At 52.4% G+C, this 24,297-nt stretch carries 18 protein-coding genes and 1 pseudogene; 2 read left to right on the plus strand and 17 right to left on the minus strand.

The genetic code is table 11. The annotated features are described in order from the left end of the window. The first annotated feature begins 4 nt into the window (after positions 1–4). The gene (locus tag NWF35_RS10740) at positions 5–1,336 is read left to right on the plus strand and encodes a GntP family permease (RefSeq protein WP_301239046.1); all 1,332 of its coding nucleotides are present in this window, start codon (positions 5–7) and stop codon (positions 1,334–1,336) included. 21 nt (positions 1,337–1,357) lie between these two features. Beyond that, complete coding sequence (gnd, locus tag NWF35_RS10745) at positions 1,358–2,257, plus strand: phosphogluconate dehydrogenase (NAD(+)-dependent, decarboxylating) (RefSeq protein WP_301239047.1); 900 nt, start codon at positions 1,358–1,360, stop codon at positions 2,255–2,257. Between the two features lie 50 nt (positions 2,258–2,307). On the opposite strand, the gene NWF35_RS10750 is transcribed toward gnd, so the two are convergent. The 17 genes and pseudogenes from NWF35_RS10750 to ftsE form a co-directional block, all read right to left on the minus strand. Beyond that, positions 2,308–2,700 (minus strand): DUF302 domain-containing protein, encoded by a 393-nt coding sequence (locus NWF35_RS10750; RefSeq protein WP_301239048.1) that lies wholly within the window; start codon positions 2,698–2,700, stop codon positions 2,308–2,310. A gap of 80 nt (positions 2,701–2,780) precedes the next feature. Continuing rightward, positions 2,781–3,053 (minus strand): hypothetical protein, encoded by a 273-nt coding sequence (locus NWF35_RS10755; RefSeq protein ID WP_301239049.1) that lies wholly within the window; start codon positions 3,051–3,053, stop codon positions 2,781–2,783. Positions 3,054–3,250: 197 nt separating this feature from the next. Further along, on the minus strand, positions 3,251–4,933 hold the full coding sequence (treC, locus tag NWF35_RS10760; protein WP_301239050.1) for an alpha,alpha-phosphotrehalase: 1,683 nt from the start codon (positions 4,931–4,933) through the stop codon (positions 3,251–3,253). Between the two features lie 23 nt (positions 4,934–4,956). Then, positions 4,957–6,360 carry a PTS system trehalose-specific EIIBC component gene (gene treP, locus NWF35_RS10765; protein ID WP_301239051.1) on the minus strand — a complete coding sequence of 468 codons (1,404 nt, stop codon included), beginning with the start codon at positions 6,358–6,360 and terminating at the stop codon, positions 4,957–4,959. 103 nt (positions 6,361–6,463) lie between these two features. Then, positions 6,464–7,177: a trehalose operon repressor gene (gene treR / locus NWF35_RS10770; RefSeq protein WP_301239052.1), complete on the minus strand. Its 714-nt coding sequence runs from the start codon at positions 7,175–7,177 to the stop codon at positions 6,464–6,466. 328 nt (positions 7,178–7,505) lie between these two features. Continuing rightward, entirely contained in the window at positions 7,506–10,385 is a 2,880-nt protein-coding gene (gene uvrA / locus NWF35_RS10775; RefSeq protein WP_301239053.1) for an excinuclease ABC subunit UvrA, read from the minus strand. Positions 10,386–10,389: 4 nt separating this feature from the next. Next, positions 10,390–12,372, minus strand: coding sequence for an excinuclease ABC subunit UvrB (uvrB, locus tag NWF35_RS10780; protein WP_301239054.1), 1,983 nt, complete (start codon positions 12,370–12,372; stop codon positions 10,390–10,392). 314 nt (positions 12,373–12,686) lie between these two features. Next, on the minus strand, positions 12,687–14,084 hold the full coding sequence (locus NWF35_RS10785; protein ID WP_301239055.1) for an amino acid permease: 1,398 nt from the start codon (positions 14,082–14,084) through the stop codon (positions 12,687–12,689). Positions 14,085–14,152: 68 nt separating this feature from the next. Next, a complete protein-coding gene (locus tag NWF35_RS10790; protein WP_301239056.1) occupies positions 14,153–15,313 on the minus strand; it encodes a PDZ domain-containing protein in 1,161 nt (386 codons plus the stop codon). 95 nt (positions 15,314–15,408) lie between these two features. After that, positions 15,409–16,881 carry a S41 family peptidase gene (locus NWF35_RS10795; protein WP_301239057.1) on the minus strand — a complete coding sequence of 491 codons (1,473 nt, stop codon included), beginning with the start codon at positions 16,879–16,881 and terminating at the stop codon, positions 15,409–15,411. A 220-nt stretch (positions 16,882–17,101) separates the two neighbouring features. Next, positions 17,102–17,580 (minus strand): annotated as a pseudogene (locus tag NWF35_RS10800) (M23 family metallopeptidase). Next, positions 17,577–18,638 carry a M23 family metallopeptidase gene (locus NWF35_RS10805; RefSeq protein WP_301239059.1) on the minus strand — a complete coding sequence of 354 codons (1,062 nt, stop codon included), beginning with the start codon at positions 18,636–18,638 and terminating at the stop codon, positions 17,577–17,579. Before NWF35_RS10805 ends, NWF35_RS10800 begins: the two are co-directional and overlap by 4 nt. Before the next feature lie 253 nt (positions 18,639–18,891). Next, positions 18,892–19,956 (minus strand): murein hydrolase activator EnvC family protein, encoded by a 1,065-nt coding sequence (locus tag NWF35_RS10810; RefSeq protein ID WP_301239060.1) that lies wholly within the window; start codon positions 19,954–19,956, stop codon positions 18,892–18,894. A gap of 222 nt (positions 19,957–20,178) precedes the next feature. Next, positions 20,179–21,246, minus strand: coding sequence for a murein hydrolase activator EnvC family protein (locus NWF35_RS10815; RefSeq protein WP_301239061.1), 1,068 nt, complete (start codon positions 21,244–21,246; stop codon positions 20,179–20,181). A gap of 42 nt (positions 21,247–21,288) precedes the next feature. Continuing rightward, positions 21,289–22,449 carry a murein hydrolase activator EnvC family protein gene (locus NWF35_RS10820; protein WP_301239062.1) on the minus strand — a complete coding sequence of 387 codons (1,161 nt, stop codon included), beginning with the start codon at positions 22,447–22,449 and terminating at the stop codon, positions 21,289–21,291. A gap of 30 nt (positions 22,450–22,479) precedes the next feature. Beyond that, a complete protein-coding gene (gene ftsX / locus NWF35_RS10825; RefSeq protein ID WP_301239063.1) occupies positions 22,480–23,376 on the minus strand; it encodes a permease-like cell division protein FtsX in 897 nt (298 codons plus the stop codon). After that, the gene (gene ftsE, locus NWF35_RS10830) at positions 23,366–24,052 is read right to left on the minus strand and encodes a cell division ATP-binding protein FtsE (protein ID WP_212773420.1); all 687 of its coding nucleotides are present in this window, start codon (positions 24,050–24,052) and stop codon (positions 23,366–23,368) included. The genes ftsX and ftsE overlap by 11 nt, the downstream gene beginning before the upstream one ends. Between the last annotated feature and the right edge of the window lie 245 nt (positions 24,053–24,297).

Raw genomic sequence — 24,297 nt, forward strand, 5'->3', positions numbered from 1 at the left:
CCGGATGAGCTTATTGCTGATTGCCGCACTGTCCATTGTGGTGTTGCTCATACTCATCACTTGGGTAAAATGGCACCCCTTCGTCAGCCTGATCATCACCGCCATCGGTCTCGGGCTTGTCGCCGGTATGCCGCTCTCAGACATCATCAAATCACTCAAGGAAGGAATGGGAAATACCCTTGGCTTCATCGCCACCGTGCTGGCGTTGGGCACCATGTTGGGAAAAATGATGGCCGAATCGGGCGGTGCGGAGCAAATTGCCAATACGCTGATTCGCTGGTTCGGACGCCGCCGCGTACATTGGGCGATGATGACGGTGGCATTTCTCGTGGGAATCCCCGTCTTTTTTCAGGTGGGGTTTGTGCTGCTCATCCCACTGGTATTTACCATCGCAGCTGAAACGGGCATTTCCTTGGTCATGATCGGTATTCCGCTGGTGGCGGGGTTGTCCGTCGTGCACGGATTGGTTCCGCCCCATCCGGCCGCCATGGCAGCGGTGGACATCTATCACGCCGATGTGGGTAAGACCATTTTCTATGCCCTCCTGGTTGGCCTGCCCGCCGCGGCAGTAGCCGGCCCCCTGTACGGAAAATGGATTGGTAAACGGATTCATAAGTCTGTTCCTGAAAAAATGTCCGACTCTTTTTCCGTTAGCCGCCGGGAAGGAAATCTACCCGGTTTCGCCAACACCCTGTTTACCATTTTGTTGCCCGTCATTCTGATGTTGGTCGCCACTTTGGCTGAAATTTTCCTGCCGAAAAACGGGGTGCTCTCTTCCGTGTTGTCGTTTGTCGGTGATCCCATAGTTTCCCTGCTGATCGCCACCCTGTACGCCTTCTTCAGCTTGGGAACCCTGCAGGGAACGACCCGCGAGACGATTCAGCGCTGGGCAAACGATTGCCTGGCTCCCACTGCATCCATCCTGTTGGTGATCGGCGGAGGTGGTGCGTTCAACAAAGTCCTGCTCGACTCCGGGGTCGGTCAAGCCGTGGGCCAATTGGCGGCAAAATCTCATTTATCACCCATTTTGCTCGCTTGGGTGATCGCCGCTGCCATCCGTGTGGCAACCGGTTCGGCCACCGTTTCGATGCTGACGGCGGCCGGGATTGTCGCTCCCATCGCCCAAGCCGTGCCCGGAACATCACCCGAATTGCTCGTGTTGTCCACGGGGGCCGGTTCGATCATTTTGTCTCATGTGAATGACTCGGGGTTCTGGATGATTAAGGAGTATTTTGGCATGAGCCTCAAAGAGACGTTTTGGACTTGGACGGCTGCTGAAACCCTTCTGTCCGTCGTTGCCTTGCCGTTGATTTTGTTGTTAAATGGGATAGTGTAACAGCTGAAGGAGATGAAGATAATGAAGTTCGGCATGATCGGTCTCGGCAAAATGGGGATGAACCTCGTCCTGAACGCCTTGGACCACGGACACGAAGTGGTCGTCCACGACGTCAACCCCGAACCTGTACAAGCCCTGGCGGAAAAGGGCGCCATTTCCGCTGACAGTATCGAAGCTTTGACCCGGAAACTGTCACGCCCACGTGTCGTGTGGTTGATGGTGCCTGCAGGAGACATCGTGGATCAGGTGTTGGAATCGGTAGTTCCCGTACTGGAGGAAGGCGACATCATCATTGACGGCGGCAACTCCCACTACCGTGATTCCATCTCCCGGGCCGAGCGTCTTGGCGATCGGGGACTCCGCTTTTTCGACGTCGGCACGTCTGGCGGAATGGAAGGAGCACGTCACGGCGCCTGCTTCATGATTGGCGGCGACAAGGAGACGTTTGAGCAACATTTGGAGCCATTGTTCCGTGATCTCGCCGTGGAAAACGGTTATCTATACGCGGGACGTACCGGCAGCGGCCATTTCCTCAAAATGGTGCATAATGGAATCGAATACGGCATGATGCAGGCGATCGCCGAGGGCTTCGAGATTTTGGACAAATCCAATTTTGACTTCGATTACGAAGAAGTGGCCCGCGTATGGTCGAACGGTTCCGTCATCCGGGGTTGGCTGATGGAGCTGACCCGAAACGCTTTCGCCAAAGACCCCCGGCTGGAAGGCATTCGTGGCGTCATGCATTCTTCCGGCGAGGGTTTGTGGACGGTACAGACGGCTTTGGATGTCCAGGCCAGTGCCCCGGTCATCGCAATGTCGCTGTTCATGCGCTACCGCTCGTTGGAAGACGACACCTTCCACGGAAAAGTCGTTGCCGCTTTGCGCAACGAATTCGGCGGACACGCAGTGGAGAAAAAGTGACGACAAACATCCGACCCCCGCACTTGGCGGGGGTCACGATATTGTAGTGATTAATCCTTGGCCTCATCAAGCGCATGGATCAGTGCCGATTCCACCTCTTTGGCGATGCTCAGCAAATGTTCGTCCTCCATCAATGCGAACAATGCAGTCGGTCGACTCAGGCCGATTTTTGTCTTGCCCGTCTTCACATCCGTATATACCACGATCTTGCAAGGAAGAAAATGACCTGCCTGCTGGTTGTGGATCAATGCTTTTTTGGTTATATCCGGGTTGCACACTTCCAACACGCGATACGATTGATCAAAATGAATTCCTTTTTCTAACAGTTTGGTCGGGATGTCCAATTGCCACAACACACCGAATTTTCGCTTGGCGCAAGCCTCTTCCACCGCATGAACAGCCTCGTCCACCGTTTTTTCTGTCTCTACAGTATAGTGGAACATTTCTAACCCCTCCTCTTCCAAACAGCTTACCTTCCACTATCATTTTACCCGAAAGGAGGGATGTCCGACTGCGGTTTTGATCAAGTGTGTGCTTTCATGCTGTTTTCCAGTTTCACAATCAGACTTTGTACAAGATTGACTTCATGTTCATTTCTGCAATCGCACGCCTCTTCAAAGCGATCTGACAATTTTTTGATCAAATAACCGTATTCTTTTTGGTCAAAAGACAAATGGGGGTTCACCAATTTATTGAGAATGGCGAGATTGAGTCGCTGTTCTCCGTTCATGGCAGTCCGTTGTAGTGATGCGACGAATTTTCCCAGAAACAGGCGTTCCCGCAAGGTGATGTACATGCTTTCAACCTCCTTGCGATTTTATATACAATTAATCCTATCACATTAATAGGAATTAGGGAAGTTGTCAATATCGCATGCTCGCTTCGCTATGAGGAAATAACCCCAGTATTTATAGCCGTGTGAAGCAAGTCACAAGCGATCATGCCCACAAAATGGCCCGTACCTTAGTCATCACGGTACGGGCACAGAAAAAATCACCCCTCAATGTAAAAGGCCACAGATTCATATGGACGCAATCTCAGATGATGCAATTGGTTTACCGTATCCGGATAATTGGATATCAATATGCGATGTCGCCCACCAAGATTGATGTTCTCAGGCAAATGAAAGGTCGTTTCCACCCCGTAAAAGTTGTTGATCACCAACAGCGTTTCCTGACGATAGCGACGAAGATACGCATAGATGTGGGGATGGTCCTCCAAAATCCATTCATAATCCCCATAAGCGATCACATCGTATTGTTTGCGTAACTGGATCAGTTTTTGGTAGTGATAAAAAATCGAATCCGGGTCCTTTAAAGCCTGTTCCACATTGATTTCCTTATAGTTGGGCGCGAGACCAATCCACGGGGTTCCGCTCGAAAAGCCTGCATTCTTTTCACTGCTCCATTGCATGGGTGTACGCGCATTGTCCCGTGATTTTTGCTTTAAGGCGGCCATCACGGTTTTCTCATCTTTTCCTTGTGCCCGCAGCAGATGATAGGCATTGATGGACTCGACATCCCGATAATCCTCGATATTCTCAAAGTAGGGATTGGTCATGCCGATCTCTTCTCCCTGATAGATAAACGGTGTCCCCTGCAACAGGTGGATGGCGGTCGCCAGCATTTTGGCTGATTCCTTATGGTACTTCCGGTCATCTCCAAATCGGGAAACTACCCTCGGTTGATCATGATTGCACCAAAACAGGGCATTCCAACCCCCACCCCGCTGCATTCCATATTGCCAATCGCTTAAAATCCTTTTTAATCGGAGAAAGTCAAAGTCGGCGGCGACCCATTTTTCCCCATTCGGATAGTCTACCTTAAGATGATGGAAACTGAAAACCATGTTCAGTTCCCTTTCATCCGGATGCGTGTATTTAATACAGTTTTCAATCGTTGTCGAGGACATCTCTCCCACCGTCAAAAGGTCCGGGTTCCTGGCAAACACCTGTCGGTTCATTTCCTTCAAAAACTCGTGTATACGCGGACCGTCGGTATAAAACCTGCGCCCGTCATGCATTGGAGTTTCCAGCGTATCATTGGGAAAGCGCTGGTCCTTAGAAATGAGGTTAATCACATCCAACCGAAATCCATCCACGCCCTTGTCAAGCCAGAACCGCATCATTTCGTAGATTCGCTCGCGAAGTTCCGGATTCTCCCAGTTCAAGTCAGCTTGTGTCACATCAAACAGATGCAGATAATACTGCCCCGTTCGTTCATCATACTGCCATGCACTCCCGCCAAATTTGGATTTCCAGTTGTTTGGCGGTCCTCCGTTCACCCCGTCTTTCCAAATGTAGAAGTCACGGTAGGGATTTTCCCTCGACTTGGCCGACTCCCGGAACCATGGATGTTCGGTGGAGGTATGGTTCACCACGATGTCCATAATCACTTTGATCCCTTTTGCATGCGCCTGTTGCAGGAGGCGCTCAAAGGTCTCCATCGTGCCGTATTCCGGATTGATCCGGTAATAATCGCTGATGTCATAACCGTTATCCCTTTGCGGGGATTCATAGATGGGCGTCAACCAAATCACGTCAACCCCCAATGTTTTCAGATAATCGAGCTTTTCGATCACTCCCTGTAAATCGCCCACACCGTTCCCGGTCGTATCCTTGAAGCTCTTCGGGTAGATTTGGTACACGACTGCTTTTTTCCACCAAGGTTGCGTCATTTTCTATCACCTTTTTAATGTGGTTATGCAGATTTCTTTCCCAATACGATCGTCAGGACGAAAGGCACGATCAACGCAATGGCCATTCCGACAAAGAACACACTCCAATACTGAGGGAAAATGGACAGGAAGCCAGGGAGACCTCCAACGCCGATCGAAGAAGCTCTTACATGTTGTGACGTGATCACCACCGCTGCGATGGCGGACCCGATCATGCCGCAATAAAAAGGATAGCGGTAGCGAATGTTGATCCCAAACATCGCCGGTTCCGTGATTCCGAGATAAGCGGAAATCGTGGAGACCAAAGACATCCCCTTGACTTTCTCGTCTTTGGAAACAAACATCATGGCCAACGCTGCAGACCCTTGGGAGATATTGGACAGCGCCAGAATCGGCCACAGGAAGGTGCCGCCCGTGCTTGCAATCAACTGCAGATCCACGGCCAGGAATGTATGGTGCATGCCGGTGACCACCAAAGGCGCGTAGAATGCGCCATAAATCAGCCCACCAAGCAACGGGACTTGATGGAAGACCCAGACAAATGCAGATGTAATCGCTTTCCCGATTGCAAATGTGACAGGACCGATTACGATGAAAGACAGAAACCCGGTAATCAAAAGCGCGATGGGCGCTACCAACAGCAGCTGAAAACCTTCCGGTACCCGTTTTCTCAGATACAATTCAATCTTGGTCAACACGTAAGCGGAAACAAGGACCGGCAAAACCTGGCCTTGGTATCCGATCTTCTGGATGCTCAATCCAAATACGTGCCAGTAAGGAACGGTTCCTTTGGAGACGGCTTCAGCGTAACTCCAGGCATTCATCAAATCCGGGTGGATCAACATCAATCCCAGCACGATGCCCAGTAATTCACTGCCCCCAAAACGTTTGACGGCAGACCATCCGATCAGTCCCGGCAAGAACACAAACGCAGTATTGGCGATCAAATTGATAATCCCGGCTAAATCCTTCCATTCAGGATGGACGTCGATCAATGCCTGATTGGGATAGAAAATACCCTTTCCCGTCAATACATTGTTGATCCCCATCAACAGACCCGCACTCACGATCGCCGGCAGAAGCGGGATAAAGATATCTCCCAATGTTTTAACGAGTCGTTGAAGAGGATTCAGTTTCTTCTCCGCTTCGCTTTTGACCTTTTCCTTGGTAGCGTGTTCCATCCCTGTGATTTCAAGCAAATATTTGTATGCTTTCTCAACGCCCGCACCGATGACAATTTGAAACTGTCCGTTAGCGGAAAAGGAACCTTTGACCACATCCACACGTTCCAGCTCATTTTTGTCGACTTTCCCCTCGTCCTTCAAGACCAGTCTCAACCGCGTGACACAATGGGTAGCGGTGACGATGTTGTCCTTGCCCCCAACTGCTTGGACGATCCGTTCCACCGAATGCTTCATCGCATCCATGTTGTTTCCCCTCCTGTAACCGCTTACATTTTTCGACATTATGATAACTTGTCTATACAAGTTTCGTCAATACTTGTATAGACATGTTCAAAAAAAAGTCGCCTTATCGGCGACGAGCAAAATCCGTAAAAACAAATCGATCGGGTCGGTGCCGGGATTCGGTGTACTCAAACTGGATTCCATCATATAAATGGACGAAATTTTTCACTACCACAACAAAAGGGCTGTTCGGCTGAAGGTCCAGATATTCCTTGTCTTTCGAAGTAGCCGGTTCGACCAGGATCACTCTTCGGGCAAAGCCGATTTTGAGTTGCAACGTTTGTTCCATATATTCGTAGATGGAATTTTCGGCGATCTCCTTTGTCAGGTCGGTAACAACATCCTTTAAAAAATAGTTGATGTCCAAAATGATGTTTTCCCCATCCAACTCGCGAACGCGATACAAATGATACGCCTCGGCCCCAAGCGGAAGTTGGGTTATTTTGTGAAGAGAAGGATTGATGACCATGCTTTCCAATTTAGGGACATGGGTGACAAAAGCTTGGCCGCTGTATTCACTGGCTTCCTTGAAACTGACAAGTCCCCCCACTGAAAAAGTGATCGGTTTGTTATCCAACACAAAAACGCCTTTCCCATGCAGGCTGTGGATCATCCCCTCCTCGGCCAACAAATTCAACGCTTTTCGAATGGTTCCTCTACTGACCCCGTAATGGCGACACAAATCATTTTCAGACGGCAGCTTATCGCCGGGAAGATAATGATGCTCCAATATTTTCCCCTTGATATCTTCGTATATCTGAATGTATCTCCTGTTCATTTTCTCCCCCCTTTTCCGGGTGTACCCGTACAAAAAGCGCCGCCTACCGGCGGCGAAACTGCTGACAAAGTGGTTGAGGTTGTGTTTGATGAGTGGGTCAGCTTCGTTTTCTCGGATCGCTCCAACTGCGCTATGCATGGAAGCAGGGCAAGGCCTCTACGAACCGAGGAGCACAGGATGCGGTCAAAGTACACTTCGCTTAAAGGAAATTGACCGCGAATGAATTCCTGCGATTTCTGGTTCTCCGCTCGATAGGGCTTAGTCAGTCGCTCTACCGGGAAAGCGTTGCGCCTTGTTCCATTTGCCTTTGAACCAACTTCTCCAAGGCTTAAGATGATGCGGACACCTTGCGCTCCAATTCCTTCATCCACTGTTCCATCCGTTGACGATCCCGCTCCAGGATGGGCTTCAGGTAACGACCAGTGTGGGAAGTCTCGACTTCCACCACTTCTTCGGGAGTACCCGCGGCAACAATGGTGCCTCCCCCGTCTCCCCCCTCCGGTCCGAGATCGATGATGTAATCAGCTGTTTTGATCACATCCAGATTGTGTTCGATCACCAGTACCGTATCTCCGTTGTCCACCAACCGTTGCAAGACTTGGAGCAGACGGGCGATATCGTCGATATGCAAACCAGTGGTCGGTTCATCCAGGATGTAAAGCGTTCGACCATTGCTCCGTTTGTACAACTCAGAAGCCAGCTTGACGCGCTGGGCTTCCCCGCCGGAAAGCGTAGTCGCTGGTTGCCCCAGTTTCATATACCCCAAACCGACATCGTACAAGGTTTGGAGTTTTCGCTTGATGCGCGGGATGTTTTGGAAGAACTCCAGCGCTTCCTCCACGGTCATCTCCAGCACATCGGCCACGTTCTTTCCTTTGTATTTGATCTCCAACGTGTCGCGGTTGTACCGTTTGCCTTTGCACTCTTCACACGGTACATAGACATCCGGCAAAAAGTGCATCTCGATCTTGATGATCCCGTCCCCGCGGCAGGCTTCACAACGGCCTCCCTTGACGTTGAAGCTGAAACGTCCTTTCTTGTATCCGCGGACTTTGGCCTCCGGCGTCGATGCAAACACATCACGGATATCGTCGAACACGCCAGTGTAGGTGGCCGGGTTGGAACGCGGTGTACGCCCGATCGGAGACTGGTCGATGTCAATCACTTTGTCCAAATGCTCAATCCCGACGATTTCGTCGTGGGCGCCGGGAATCACTTTGGCTTTATTCAGTTGGCGGGCCAATGCCTTGTGCAGCACTTCGTTGACCAGCGTACTTTTGCCGGAGCCGGAGACACCCGTCACACAGGTAAACACCCCGAGCGGGATGCGGACGTCGATGTTTTTCAGGTTGTTCTCCCTGGCACCGCGTACCTCCAGCCACTTGCCATTGGGCTTGCGACGCTCTTCGGGCAGCGGGATGAATTTGCGCCCGCTCAAATATTGCCCGGTGAGAGAATCAGGATGGCGCATCACTTCTTCCGGTGTGCCCGCCGCCACGACACGCCCCCCGTGCGCACCTGCACCTGGCCCGATGTCAATGATATAATCAGCGGCCAGCATCGTGTCTTCATCGTGCTCCACAACGATCAGCGTGTTGCCCAGATCGCGCATCCGCTCCAACGTCTCGATCAGACGGTTGTTGTCCCGTTGGTGCAATCCGATGCTCGGCTCGTCCAAAATGTAGAGGACCCCCATCAACGAAGAACCGATCTGGGTGGCCAAACGGATGCGCTGGGCTTCCCCGCCGGAAAGCGTGCCCGCCGAGCGGTGCAGGGTGAGGTAATCCAGCCCCACATTGACCAGAAAACCGAGCCGTTCCCGGATTTCCTTCAGCACTTGACGGGCGATCTGTTTCTCTTTTTCATCCAGTTTAAGGTTATCAAAGAATGCAAGTGCGTCGCGGATGGACAATCGCGTCACATAGTCGATGTTTTTCCCGCCAACAAAGACATGCAGGCTTTCTTTGCGCAGACGGGCCCCGTTGCAGGTCGGACACGCCTTGGTGCTCATATAGTTTTCGATCATTTCGCGAACCGAATCGGAACTGGTCTCATGGTAACGCCGTTGCAGGTTGTTGACCACGCCTTCGAATCGCACCTGGGTTTCGCGCCGATGCCCAAGATCGTTGGTGTAACGGAACGGAATCCGCTCTTTCGTGCCGTACAACAAGAGATCCCGCTCTTCCTGCGACAGTTCGGCAAATGGGCGATCCATGTCGATTCCGAAATGGTCACAGACCGCTTCCAACAGTTGTTCATAATAATTGCTGGACGAGTGGGCCCACGGCTCCAAGGCCCCTTCCCGAATCGTTTTCTCCGGGTCCGGCACCACCAGATCGGGATCGATTTCCATCCGGCTGCCCAAACCATCGCAGGTCGGACACGCACCGAACGGGCTGTTGAATGAGAACATCCGGGGCGAAAGCTCGTCAATGCTGAATCCGCATTCCGGACAAGCCAGGTTTTGGCTGAACAACAGTTCCTCCCCATCCACGACATCAATCAATACCTGGCCATCCGTCAGCCCCAGCGCTGTTTCGATCGAGTCAGTCAACCGAGTTTCGATGCCCGGTTTGACGACGAGACGGTCTACTACGACTTCGATGGTGTGTTTTTTGTTCTTTTCCAGTTTGATCTCTTCGGACAAGTCCCGGATCTCCCCGTCGATCCGCACCCGGACAAACCCCTGTTTGCTGATGTCCTGCAACAGTTTGACATGTTCCCCTTTACGCCCCTTCACCATCGGGGCGAGGACCTGAATCCGCGTCCGCTCAGGCAGCTCCATGATCCGGTCCACCATTTGCTGCACCGTCTGCGAAGAGATCTCGATTCCGTGTTCGGGACAGGTGGGCCGACCGATGCGGGCGAACAACAGGCGGAGGTAATCGTAAATCTCCGTCACAGTCCCCACCGTTGAACGCGGGTTGCGGCTGGTCGTTTTCTGATCGATGGAAATGGCCGGAGACAAGCCGTCGATGGAATCGACGTCGGGTTTGTCCATCTGCCCGAGGAACTGGCGGGCATAGGCAGAAAGAGACTCCACGTAACGGCGTTGTCCTTCCGCATAGATGGTGTCGAAGGCGAGCGAAGATTTGCCCGATCCGCTCAATCCCGTCAACACGACGAACTTGTCCCGCGGAATGGTGACGTCGATATTTTTTAGGTTGTGCACACGCGCGCCGCGAACCACGATGTGTTCCTGTGCCATGTGTTCATGCTCCCTCCGCTTTCAGTTCGATGATCATGTCCCGAAGTTCCGCCGCCCGCTCGAACTCCAACTCCTTGGCCGCCGCTTTCATTTCTTTCTCCAGTTGGGCGATCAACCGTTGACGCTCTTTTTTGGTCATCTTCCCAGCCCGGTTGGCCGTTTCGTATGTGGGCCCATCTTCGGCCACCTTGGTCGCTTCAATCACATCACGCACTTTTTTGCGCACCGTCTGCGGTGTGATGCCATGCTGCTCGTTGTATGCGATCTGGATTCGGCGACGACGTTCCGTCTCGTCGATCGCCTTTCGCATGGATTCGGTGATCGTGTCGGCGTACATGATGACTTCGCCGTTGGCATTTCGTGCCGCACGGCCGATCGTCTGGATCAGGGAACGCTCCGCACGCAGGAAACCTTCCTTGTCCGCATCCAAGATGGCCACCAACGACACCTCGGGCAGGTCCAATCCTTCCCGGAGCAAGTTGATCCCCACCAAGACGTCAAATTCGCCCAACCGCAAGTCGCGCAGGATCTGCATCCGCTCAATCGTTTTGATGTCCGAATGCAAATAGCGCACCTTGATACCGACATCTTTTAGATAGTCCGTCAAATCTTCGGCCATCTTTTTGGTCAGTGTGGTGACCAGAACCCGCTCGTCCCGTTCGATCCGCTTGTGGATTTCACCGATCAGATCGTCGATCTGCCCCTCAATCGGCCGCACATGCACTTTGGGGTCGACCAGACCGGTGGGACGGATAATCTGCTCCACGACGTTGGGCGCTTTTTCCAGTTCGTATGGGCCCGGTGTCGCCGAAACGAAGATGACCTGATTGATCCGCTCCTCAAATTCCTCAAATTTAAGGGGCCGATTGTCCTTGGCCGAGGGCAGGCGGAAACCGTGCTCCACCAATACCTCTTTGCGTGACATGTCCCCGTTGTACATCCCACGGATCTGGGGCACGGTGACATGCGATTCGTCGATGACCATCAGATAGTCATCGGGGAAATAATCCAACAGCGTATACGGCGGTTCACCCGCTTTTTTGCCCACCAAGTGGCGGGAGTAGTTTTCGATGCCTGAGCAGAATCCCATTTCCCGCATCATCTCCATGTCGTAGCGGGTACGCTGTTCGAGCCGCTGGGCTTCCAGCAGTTTGCCCTGATCACGCAATTCCGCCAACCGCTCCTGCAGCTCCTGTTCGATATCGCGGAGAGCACGGCGCATGACTTCTTCCCGCGTCACATAGTGGGATGCGGGGAAGATGGCTACATGTTCGCGATCCCCGATAATTTCGCCCGTGATGACGTCGATCTCACGAATCCGATCGATCTCGTCACCGAAAAATTCGACCCGTATCGCCTGCTCGCTCCGTGAGACGGGGAAGATCTCCAACACGTCGCCCCGTACACGGAAGGTACCACGGATGAAATTGAGATCATTGCGCTGATATTGGATATCCACCAGCTTGCGCAGGACCTCATTCCGATCCCGCTCCATCCCGACACGTAGGGACAGCACTTGGTCGCGGTACTCATCCGGCGAACCCAAACCGTAGATGCAGGAGACACTGGCCACGATAATGACATCCCGCCGCTCCAACAATGCACTTGTGGCCGAGTGGCGCAGTTTGTCGATCTCGTCGTTGATGGACGCGTCTTTCTCGATATATGTGTCCGTTTGCGGCACATAGGCTTCTGGTTGATAATAATCGTAATAACTGACGAAATACTCCACCGCATTGTGAGGGAAAAACTCCTTCAGCTCCCCGCACAGCTGGGCGGCCAGCGTTTTGTTGGGTGCAATCACCAGCGTCGGTTTGTTCACACGGGCAATCGTTTGAGCGATCGTAAACGTTTTTCCCGTTCCGGTAGCTCCCAGCAAGGTCTGAAACTTTTTCCCCGAAAGAACGCCTTGCGTCAGCTGTTCGATCGCTTTCGGCTGATCGCCACGCGGTTCGTATTCGGACACCAATTGAAACAGTTGTTCCAAGGCCCATCACCTCGGCTCCGCTTCATCATCTTTTTCATTATATCATAATAAAAACCAGACAAGGGAACATCCGTTCTAGGACGTGTCTGGTAATTATCTTATCGCACGCCTCATTAGCCGAGATTGCCATCGATTCTTTCCTTAGCTTTCCAGACCATACTCGTTCGAGCTTAGAGCGTCGCTCATCTGGGAAACATGCCCCCTGATGGAATGACCAGACACACTTTCATCCGACTGATAAAGTTCTGCATACAAACCGGTCTTCTTCCTTATCGTTGCCGCAATCAGACCGTTTTCAAACCATCTCAGCGGTATCACGACGATTCCGGTGCATCCCACCGCGGGGTCAGACGTCTCCTCGCCCACCCATACACAATCGCGATGCATGCGACGATGCCCAAGCTGATGTACAGACTGATGCGGTGGTTGGGGTCCCACCAGCACCCCAGCAACACCAAACCGATGACCGTCGCAGTCAACCCGCTGCGGACGGGATACCCCCGCATTCGGCCAAATCCGGCATGCACGGTTTTCCTGAAATGATGGTGCGTCCACAAGACGACGCCCCATTTGAGGATGAGGATAATACCAGCGGATGTGGTGAGCAGCTCGTACACAGTTTTGGGCAACACATACGACATTATGATCGCCGCCAACAATCCGGCAGAGCTGAGCAACAGCGCCCGTGTGGGGACCCCGCGTCGATTGACCTTCAGCAGTTTTTGAGGTGCCTCTCCGTCTTCCGCCAGCGACAGCAAAATCCGTGTCACGGAAAACATCGCCGCGACCATCGTGGAAAAGGCCGCCGTGATTATCACACCATTGAGCACCTCATCCGCAAACGGAACGTGCAAAAGGGTCAACACCGTCACGAACGGACTCTGCTGAGGGGAGATCTGTTGCTGAGGGACAAGCCAGACGACCAATGCCAACGATCCGACATACAACAGTACGAGCAGGTGGACCAACCTTCGAAACGCCCACGGGATCAAACGCTGGTCCTCCAGTTCCGCGGACGCCAATCCGGTAGCCGCCACGCCTCCGTAAGTGAAGAAAATCATGATCAAGCTGGTCCAAAAGCCCTTCAAGCCGGCAGACTCCCAACCTGTCACCGTCATCGCCCACGGATGAGGAGAAAAGATCAGACGCCAACCGAAAATGACCGCCAATACGATGAATCCGACCACCGCTCCCAGTTTAATGGCGGCAAACAAAGATTCAATCCGCCCAAAATTGCGCACACCCAGCCAATTGATCCCCAATGCCAATACGGCGTACACCGCAGACAACATCCACAGCGGCAGGTGCGGCAACCAACGCTGGGTAAAGATCCCCAACGCCGTCACTTCGCTCGACATGATCAACACGCCAGCGAACAAATACATCCAACCGCCGACAAATCCGACACCACGACCGATATATTCTTCGGCATACACCTTGAACGAGCCGCCCTTCCCGGGATCACTCGCCAACATTTCCCCCAGTGCGGCAAAGACGGTGCCGACCACCCCACCGCCCAGGAGATATCCCCACAGGATAGCAGGCCCCGTTTCCCGCATGACGGTGGCCGTTGCTAAAAAAAAGCCCGCTCCCATGATGGAAGCGACTCCGATAAACAATAACTGCCCGGAGCTGATCCCTTTCCGGGCTTGTCTAGTGGCCAGTTGTTTTTGATGTTCCACATGAGGTTGTGTGATCCGACGATGTGACATGGTTCCACGCTCCATCTCAGGTTTTCCCGTTCTATTCTCTCTAGTGGAGCGGGAGATATACCTCATTCCTAGGGAGAAACCACCTCCGAAACAGGTGAGGAGATCCGATTGATTGGGCCTGGTGAGGGGATCACACCGAGATCCGAAGGGTCTCCCTCGTATATCGCACGCTGCACCATTCTCGTTTCCCCCAATTCATCCACCACTTCCAGCTTGCAATAAGCGGGCGACTTTTGCATCGCCAACCGTATGTCATCCATCGTACGAATGTGAACGCCGTTCATGCGGGTAATCCGTTCACCGGGACGAATGCCCATCTGGGACGCCGGCGTTTCCGGCAACACGGCCAACACCGACATCCCGCGAAAATGGGAGGCAAATCGCGGTTCTCTCCTTTTTTCCCGCCATTTACCAACCAGATAGATTGCCTCATGACCGACCACGGCAAAAACAGCGGCCGCCCATATCAATGGGGTCCACCATGTGGAAGCCCAAGTCAACCCGGCCAATATCAGCGCATACAGCAGGGCAAAGGTAGATGCTCGTCGTTTTTGTTGCTGATGGATCATCGACAAGTTGAGTCGAGAGAAGCCCAGCAACAAAGGCAGCGGCAACCATCCGCTCGCAGTCGGTACTATGAGCGGAACCGCCCACAGCTTTTGCAGTCGGAATCCGCCGACTATGTATCCGTCCCGGTGTCGGACCGTTTCCGGAATAAACCCGGCCAGCCCGTCCACCCGGATCAACAACCATTCCAGCACATGTAGCAAACCAATTAAATATAGCCAGTCCGTCACGGAGACCAAGGACAATCTCCGCCATACATCCAGCCATTCCGGCGGCACTTGCTCAGCCGACACATGTGACGCAACCAGTGCGAATAAGACCAACAATCCGCCTCCAAAAGCGACACATGCCCAACGTAGTCGAAACAAACCAAGCACCACTGTCCATCCCCAGATCCACCACAACTCCATGGGACGGACTTCCCACTGCCAAAATGAAACGAGAACTGAACACACTCCACCGCCCACGGCTCCCCAAAAAAACGTGCGCAACAACAATGGTGTGGGTGGATCCAAACGCCGACCGTATTTTCGCCATTCCCGCAAGCCTTTGAACACAAATTGCATCAGCATGCAGACCAAAGCCGTCCACCACAACGGATGAACCAACAAGGCTTTCCATGTGTTCGGTGACGACAATGGAAAAGCCAACCATGAAGTCAAGCCGATCCCTCCTGGGCTAATTGCAATCAAAACCCCACGGCGAACTCGTCGTGGGGTTGATTTTCGACAACGGGTTTGATTTTCCTTTTTTTTATTTAACGGATCTTTTTCTTGGTCGCTTCGATGGCCACTTGCAATTGAACGTCATTGGCCGGATCGCGCAACATCGCAATAAACGCATCCTGCATCTTGGCAGCGGTTTTGTCATCCACCACTCCGGTCATCGGCAAGCCTTTGGTTTTTTGGAAGGATTTGACGGCCAGTTCCGTTTTCTCATCAAAATAACCGTCTTTCCGTCCTGGATTGAATCCCAGGCCGTCCAACACCATCTGCAGATTGCGTACCGCCGGTGAATTCATGTCCCGCTTCAACACCTGTCCAGGCGACGGAGGAGTTGCCTGTTCATATTCCGGAGACTTCACCGGGAGCGTCGGTTGGATTCCCGCGGTGCCGCCGTGCTGGTCAATCCAGGTGCCGCTGGGTGTCAGCCATTTGGCAACGGTCAGCTTCAGGTTACTACCGTCGCCAAATTCCTTCACTGTCTGTACCGTTCCCTTGCCGAACGACTTTTCGCCCACCACTTGCGCTCCGGCGGATTCCTTCAATGCGGCGGCCAGAATCTCCGATGCGCTGGCACTGCCCTTATCGATCAGGACGGTGATCGGGTACGGTTTTTTTCCTTGCAACTTCGATTTGTAAACGACTTTGTTTCCGGCTTTGTCCTGCGTGATCAGCACATTTTTCCCGCCAGGTACCAGCTGATCGGCAATATCGAGTACCGATGGCAACAATCCGCCCGGATTGCCACGTACGTCGATAACCAGCCCTTTCATCCCCTTGTTTTCCAACTGTTTCAACTGATTACTGAAATCATTCGCCGTGTCATTGGAAAACTGCGTAATCTGGATGTAGCCGATTTGTTGCGGCATCATTTTGGATTCAACCGTCTTGATGGGAATGTTGTCCCGCTTGACGTTGATGTGCAATACGCCGCTGTAACCGGGACGGATCACTTCCAACTTGGCGATGGTCCCCTTGGGGCCGCGGATTTTCATCACCGCTTCATTCAGGGACATTCCTTCCAAGCTGACGCCGTTCACCTTGATCACTTGGTCATTGGGGCGTAATCCCGCTTTTTCCGCCGGTGAATCCTTAAACGGGGAGACGATCGTCACCTTGCCATTTTTCATGGTGACCTCTGCCCCGATCCCCTGGAATGACGATTCCAGACTGGTCTCAAACTGTTTGGCCGTGGACGGGTCCATATAGACGGAATAGGGATCTCCGAGCGAATCCACCATCCCTTGGATGGCACCGTCGATCAGTTTTTTGTCGTTTGCTCCCCGTACATATTGGGATTTGATCACGGCATATGCCGCTTTTAATTTTTCAAATCCGTCTTCATCCCCTTGTACTGCGGCAGCCAAATCACCGTCCAACCACAAGGCCGGTGCTCCTGTCAACCGGTCCCAAATGCCGCCGTCTTTGACCACCGCGGCTGTCGTGACACTGCTGAGGACGATGGAAACAACCACTATCAAGGCCACCGTCCGTGCGCGAAATTGCATGTCGACACCACCTTTGTCAGCCTGTGCATTCTCCATTCATCCCCGATCCAGGTCGAAGAGAATATATGATAGACAGGCCGGGAATAGTCCGGAATCCAACAGGCATCTCGAAAAAAGAAAGGCTGTCCAGCCCGTGGGTCTGTGCAGCTTTTTTTTCGATTTGGTTCGCTCATCCATTTATTATAACGCAACGTGTCGCCGGAATCATCCCCGTGCGTCCTCAATGGGGAAGGTATACAATGGGGTTGACCGCTTTCTCTCCCAACCGTACCTCGAAATGGAGATGTGGGCCCGTGGAAAAACCGTTGCTGCCAATCCCGGCGATACGCTGTCCTCGTTTCACTTCATCGCCTTCATGCACATAATCTGATTTTCGTAACTGTGACCGTACCAGGTAAACAGGTCTTGTCCCTCTTTTTTCCCGTGGTAGATGACGACAATCCAACCGTAACCGAGTGACGTCCCGCTTCTCACCACCACACCACTGGCTGCCGCATACACTGGATTGTTGTAGTTTCCGTGGATTGAACAGTCCCAAGCAAACCGCGGCCGCCAATGTGATTCCTTTCCGCATCTTTCTCTTAGCCTCCATCTCTCCCGGCTGTGCTGATTGACGCGTCTGCGAATGGCCTTTTTCCCGCTCACTCCGCCAAAGGTCGCGTGCCGGAAAAAGGCCACTCTGATCATTGAGCGGGTCATCGTAGGTATTGGATTGGATTTTGCAGGATCCCGTTTTTACTGACCTCAAAATGTAGGTGAGGACCGGTAGACGTTCCAGCATTGCCGATTTCCGCGATCACCTGGCCGCGGCGAATCCGCTCGCCCACGCTCACGCGTACCGTACTGCCGTACATATGTCCATACAATGTGGTTAAACCGCCATGGTCCAGAATGATAATCCAGCCGTAGCCGCTTGCGGGACGACTTTCCTTCACCACACCATCCGCAGCCGCATGGATCGGTGTGCCGATGGGTCCGCCGAAATCGATTCCCGCATGAAACCTTTTCCTTCCGGTGACGGGATGAACACGCCAACCGTAAGGCGAAGTAATCAGCCCGTTGACCGGCCGCATCAACAATCCACCCTGCCAATCGCCGTCACTGTATGCCCATTTTTCGATTTGCTGCAATTCTTCTTTCTTGATTTCCTCTTCATCTTCCAAATGGGCCAGCTTCGTCTGGTTCTTGTTGACCTGTTCCGCCAGTCGGTCGTATACCGTTTTGGCTTCCACACGCGTTTTCGTCAACTGTTGCTGGACGGCGATCAGTTTTTGGTGCACCTGCTCTTTCCGCGCCTTCGCGGCAAAATAACGGTTCAGGATATCCCGATCCTGTTTGACAATCAATCGCAATGTTTCGAAACGGACAAGAAATTCTTCCACAGAGTCCGCCTGCAACAAAGCGCTCATATATCCCATGTTGCCGCTTTGGTAGATCATACGTACCCGCTGTTTAAAAATGGCGGAACGTGTCTGCCACTCTTTCTCCGCGCGGGACCATTCCGCTTTGGCTTGCTTCTCTTGTAAGCCCAGTTCATACATCTGCTTGTCCAATTCGGTCAACTTCTGTTTATGAGCCGCCAATCGGGGCTTCAAATTTTGAATGTCGATCTGGGTCTCATTTTTTTGCCGTTGGATTTGTTCGAGCTCTTTTTTCTTCTGATCTGCCTTGGCCTCCCCGTGCACGACACCATCCGCCGGCCATCCCGCCAACGCCAGGCTGACCACCATCACCCCTATCCACCCTCTCCGCTCCATACCATCATCTCCCCGCGCGTGATCCTTTTGTCTTTATCACCGTTATTTCTGAAGTAACCCATTAAATGGTATTTGCCGGCAAAAAGGAAACGACCTCTAGGGGCGCTGACTCATTCGTGAGTTTGGATTCCTTCACATCTCTGTCTGACACATATCGGCATGATCAACGATGGGTATATTCTTTTCATGAAGGACATTGGAACAATGTGGACTTGCGAGAGGGATGAGGCCCTCCCGCGTTCGACGTTCGATTTCATCTTGATAAATAATACTTCGGATTCTGCAACACTCCGTTTTTCCGTACTTCGAAGTGACAGTGAGGGCCAGTACCAGTACCGTTGTTGCCCACTTCCGCAATTTTGTCACCGCGAGCTACGCGATCGCCTACATTGACCGTGACCGTGTTGCCGTACATATGGACATACAGGGTGGTTAATCCGCCGTGGTTAATTACGACAATCCAACCGTACCCGTTGGACGGACGGCTTTTGACCACTTCTCCGCTGGCAGCGGCACGAATGGGCGCTCCCATCGGGCAACCAATGTCCACGCCATCATGGTGCTTGAGTTCTCCAGTCACTGGGTGGCGCCGATAACCGAAGGGGGACGTGATCGGCCCATTGCACGGCCATGACAATTTTCCGCCACTCCATACCCCACTGCTGTAAGCCAGCTCTTCGTTGATCTTGTCCATCTCTTCCTGCTTGATTTCTTCTTCGTTCTCCAGCTTGCTTAAAGTTTCTTCGTGCTGTTTCACCAAGGCGACAAGTTTTTGATATTCCTCATCCGCCTTGGCTTTTTCCTCTTTCAATTTGTTTTGCTCTGCCAACAACGTTTGCTGATCTTTCTCTTTTTTCTCCCTAGCCTCGAAATAATGATTCAGCAGCGTGCGATCTTGTTTGACGATCAGTCGGATGGTCTCAAAGCGGACCAGGAATTCGCTGAATGAGTCGGCTGAAAACAGGGCCTTCATGTATCCCATGTCGCCTTTAACGTAAATCTCGCGGACTCGTTGTTTGAAGATGGCCGCATGCAGGTTGAGGTCTTTTTCCGCTTGCTGGAGATCTTTTTTCGTTTTCTCCACTTTTTTGTTCTGTTCGTCCAATTTTTTCTCCAGCTCATTCAGTTTTTGTTTGCTGGCATTCAGCTGTTTCTTTACCTGATCCAGATTGGCTTCTTCCCGCGACTTCTGGTTGCGAATGTTCTGCAATTGCTGCTTGGTTTCATCCGCTTTGCCCTCCGCGTACACATCGCTGACCGTCAGTCCGCTGAAAACCAAGCTAACAGCCAGTGCCTTTACAAGCAACGTGCGCTTCATATAACCCTCTCTCCATGTTGTGTTCTTCCAGGTGTCAACGGAAACCACGGCGGCCTTGCCCGGCATCTCGCTTGATCACCTGTTCTCACCAATTTCTATATAAAAAAAGTCGACCCATTCCCGGATCAGGACGGATGGTCCGTTCGTTTTCTCCTGCATCCATCCCGGCGATTGATTGGGCCAATTGGGTGGGTCGACTTGTTGCATGGTTGAGATGATGGATTACCTTGGCGGTAAATACTTCTCCGGATTTACTGGCTGGCCGTTTTTGTGTACTTCGAAGTGGAGGTGCGGGCCGGTGGAACGTCCGTTGTTGCCCACTTCCGCGATCTTTTGCCCCGCATACACACGGTCGCCCACATTGACCGTCACCGTGTTGCCGTACATGTGGGCATAGAGGGTGACCAATCCACCGTGGTCAATTACGACGATCCAGCCGTACCCGTTGGACGGACGGTTTTCGATCACTCTTCCGCTGGCCGCGGCACGAATGGGGGCTCCCATCGAACAACCGATGTCTATACCTTCATGCATTTTGGTTTCCCCCGTCACCGGATTGACCCGCACACCGAATGGGGACGTAACCGGCCCATTGCACGGCCATTTCAAATATCCACCCTGCCACACCCCGCTGCTGAAAGCCAACTCCGATTTGATCTTGTCCAGTTCTTCCTGCGTGGCTTCTTCTTGGTCATCCAACTTGCTCAAAGCCGCTTCGTGCTGTTTCACCAAGTCGGCAATCTTTTGATATTCTTCATCCGCCTTGGCTTTTTCCTCTTTCAATTTGTTTTGCTCTGCCAACAACGTTTGCTGATCTTTCTCTTTTTGCTCCCTGGCCTCAAAATAATGATTCAGCAGCGTTCGATCTTGTTTGACAATCAGGCGGATCGTCTCAAAACGGGCCAGGAATTCGTTGAATGAGTCGGCTGAAAACAGTGCCTTCATGTATCCCATGTCGCCTTTAATGTAAATCTCACGGACTCGTTGTTTGAAAATAGCCGCATGCAGGTTGAGGTCTTTTTCCGCTTGCTGGAGATCTTTTTTCGCTTTCTCCACTTTTTTGTTTTGTTCATCCAACTGTTTCTCCAGCTCATTCATTTTTTGTTTTCTGTCATCCAGCTGTTTCTTCACCTGTTCCAGATTGGCTTGTTCCCGCGACTTCTGGCTCCTGATATCCTGCAATGCCTTTTTGGTTTGGTCCAATTTGCTCTCCGCGTGCACACCACTGACCGTCAGTCCGCTAAAAACCAAACTGACAGCCAGCGCCATCACAAGTAACTTGCGTTTCATCCAACCCTCTCCCCATGTTGTGTTCTTCCAGTTGTCGACGGATCATCGGAAAAAAGGCAGGGGATCGACGGGTTCCCCGTTTTTGTGAACTTCAACATGGACGTGAGGTCCCGTGGACACCCCATTATTGCCAACAGCCGCGATCACTTGCCCGCGCGATACGTGCTGTCCCACGCTGACCCGCACATCCTGCGGATATACATGTGCGTACAACGTGGCCAAGTTGTTGCCGTGATAGATGACCACGATCCAGCCGTAACCTCTGGCGGGACGTGACTCCATCACCACACCGTCAGCCGCGGCGTGGATGGGTGTTCCCAGAGGAGCGGCGATGTCGATGCCCGCGTGAAGACGCCACCGATGCTTGATCGGATGGTAACGAAGGCCGAATTTGGATGTCAAGCGGCCTCCGTCCACAGGCCAGTAAAATTTCCCGCCTCGATAGGTAGGTAATGCCTGAACGCCTTTTTCACCGTGGGACGCGCGCTTCTCCAATTCGCGTTCCCTTTGCGCGATCCACTGCTGAACCTGCCGGGTGTCCTGCTCATTCAGGTCTTCCAACTGGGACTGTTGTTGCTCCAACTGGGCCAATTGCGCCTCGTTCCGACGGTATTCGGCGATCAGTTGTTTATGCAAACCCTCCGCTTCGGCCATCTGCTGTCTCTTCTGTTGCAACTGCTGCTCGATGAGGGATTTTTGACGCGCGACTTCTTGCCGGTCTTTCTGAAATCCCGTAATCAATTGCCGGTCGGCCTTGACCACTTCGCGTACCCAATAAAGACGGGAGAGGAATTGTGCGAACGAGTCGGATTTGATCAGCGCCTCGAAGTAGAAAAGGTTGCCCTGCATATACAACTGGCGTACCCGATTCCGAAACAGTACCTGCCGCTTTTCCAGTTGCTTTTCCAGTTGTGACAGACGTGTCTTCGATTGCTGCAATTGCTGTTCGGTTTGGTACACCTGATCATTCAACACCGCCAGCCGTTGCTTCATCTCGTCGATTTGCTTCACCAGCGACTGCAAATCCTGAGCTTTTGCCTTTTTCTCTTTTTCGATTTGCTGAATCTGCTTGTGCCGTTCTTTGATGGCTTCCTTTTTCCGATCGATGTCGCTCTGCCCTGATTGGGCCGAAGCGCCGGCAGGCGGCAAGACGGCTCCAAAGGCCAGACAAAGGCTTACCGCCAACAAAAAGAAGCGCTTCACACCATTCCCCTCCAACTCGTTTTTACATGATCAGACTTTCAGGAAGCGACGAATCGACATGATACTTCCCCAGACTCCGATCACGACACCCAACACCATGGTCAACAGCGCAACATACAAGGACAGGGGCCACATATCCAATGCTTTGAAGAAGTTGTACCCCTGACCGGCATCCATAATGTGGAGGAACGCGTTATACACCACCAACACGATCGCCACCGGTACAATCGATCCCAAAATCCCGATCAGGGCTCCTTCGATGAAAAACGGCCAACGAATAAACCAGTTACTCGCCCCCACCAACCGCATAATCTCAATTTCACGACGGCGGGCGAAGATGGTCAGCTTGATGGTGTTGGAGATCAGGAACGCAGCCAGAACAGCCAAACCGGTTCCGAAGACAAACACGACGATGCGGACGTAATAGGAAAGATTGAGCAGTCTGTCAGAGACACCGTCACCAGAGTCAGCATCATCAATTTGGTTGAGCTGTTTGACCTTGGCCTCTAAATCCTTGATTTTTTGAGGGTCTTTGGGCACGATGCGGAACATGTCCGGCAACGGGTTTTGGTTCCCTTCCAAGCCTTCCAAGAATGAGGAATCTTTTCCCCATTGCTTTTTCATCTGTTCCAGTCCCGCGGATTTAGGGACAAATTCTACGCTTTTCACTTCCGGCATCTGCGAAATCTGTTTTTTCAACGCATCCACGTCATACGTAGTGGCCGTCTGCGAGACGAACGCTGTTACACCCATCTGCTTGTCCAGCTCGCTGGCCCAATAGCTGACGTTGAAGGCAAACACGAGAAAGAATCCGAAAATGAGCAAGGTGACGGCCACCGCACTGACCGCGGCGAACGTCATCCACGAGTTTCTGCGTAAACTTTTGACCGCCTCTCGCATATGGCGGAACATCGTACTAATCTTCATAACCGTATTCCCCCTGCAACTCGTCCCTCACAATTACGCCTTGTTCGATGGCGATGACGCGCTGGCGCATCGTGTTCACAATCTCTTTGTTGTGCGTCGCCATCACGATGGTCGTTCCGCGGTTGTTGATCTCCTGCAGCAAATACATAATATCCCAGGAGGTTTCCGGATCCAGGTTCCCAGTAGGCTCGTCCGCAATCAAGAAACTGGGGTTGTTTACGATCGCCCGTGCGATGGAGACACGTTGCTGTTCTCCACCGGACAATTGGGACGGTAGGGCGTGCATCCGATCCTCTAAACCGACCAGCTCCAAGACTTCCTCCACACGCCGGCGAATCTGCCGCCTCGGCGCTTCGATCGCTTCCATAGCGAAAGCGACGTTCTCATACGCCGTCATGTTGGGCAACAATTTGTAGTCTTGGAATACCACACCGATATTGCGACGCAAATACGGAATTTTCCAATCTCGAACGCGTTTGACATTGACACCGTTGATCAGGATGACACCGCTAGACGGCTTCTCTTCCCGGTACATGAGCTTGATAAAGGTGCTCTTACCCGCACCACTCGGTCCCACGACGTAGACGAATTCTCCCTGCTCGATCTTGACGTCAATTCCCCGCAATGCCTCAACACCGTTCGGGTATCTTTTCCAAACATCATGCATTTCGATCACAGTATCACCTCAAGCCTCGTGTACCTGGTATTCTATAAAACTATGTAACGAATTTCCCCTCTTTCACTCGCATCCAATCTCTTAATCCAATCTCTTATCTATTATAGTATAGCATCTTTGTCCTGCAATCCCAGCCGCCTTTCTTGGTCGTTCGCTAAATCGACAAAAGCAAAACGAAAGAAACCCGACTACCTTCCCGCAGTGGACTGCTGACAATGGGAAACGGGTCCATCTTCGACCTTCGC

This window comes from Polycladomyces subterraneus (assembly GCF_030433435.1).
In the GTDB taxonomy this organism is placed as follows: Bacteria; Bacillota; Bacilli; order Thermoactinomycetales; family JIR-001; genus Polycladomyces; species Polycladomyces subterraneus.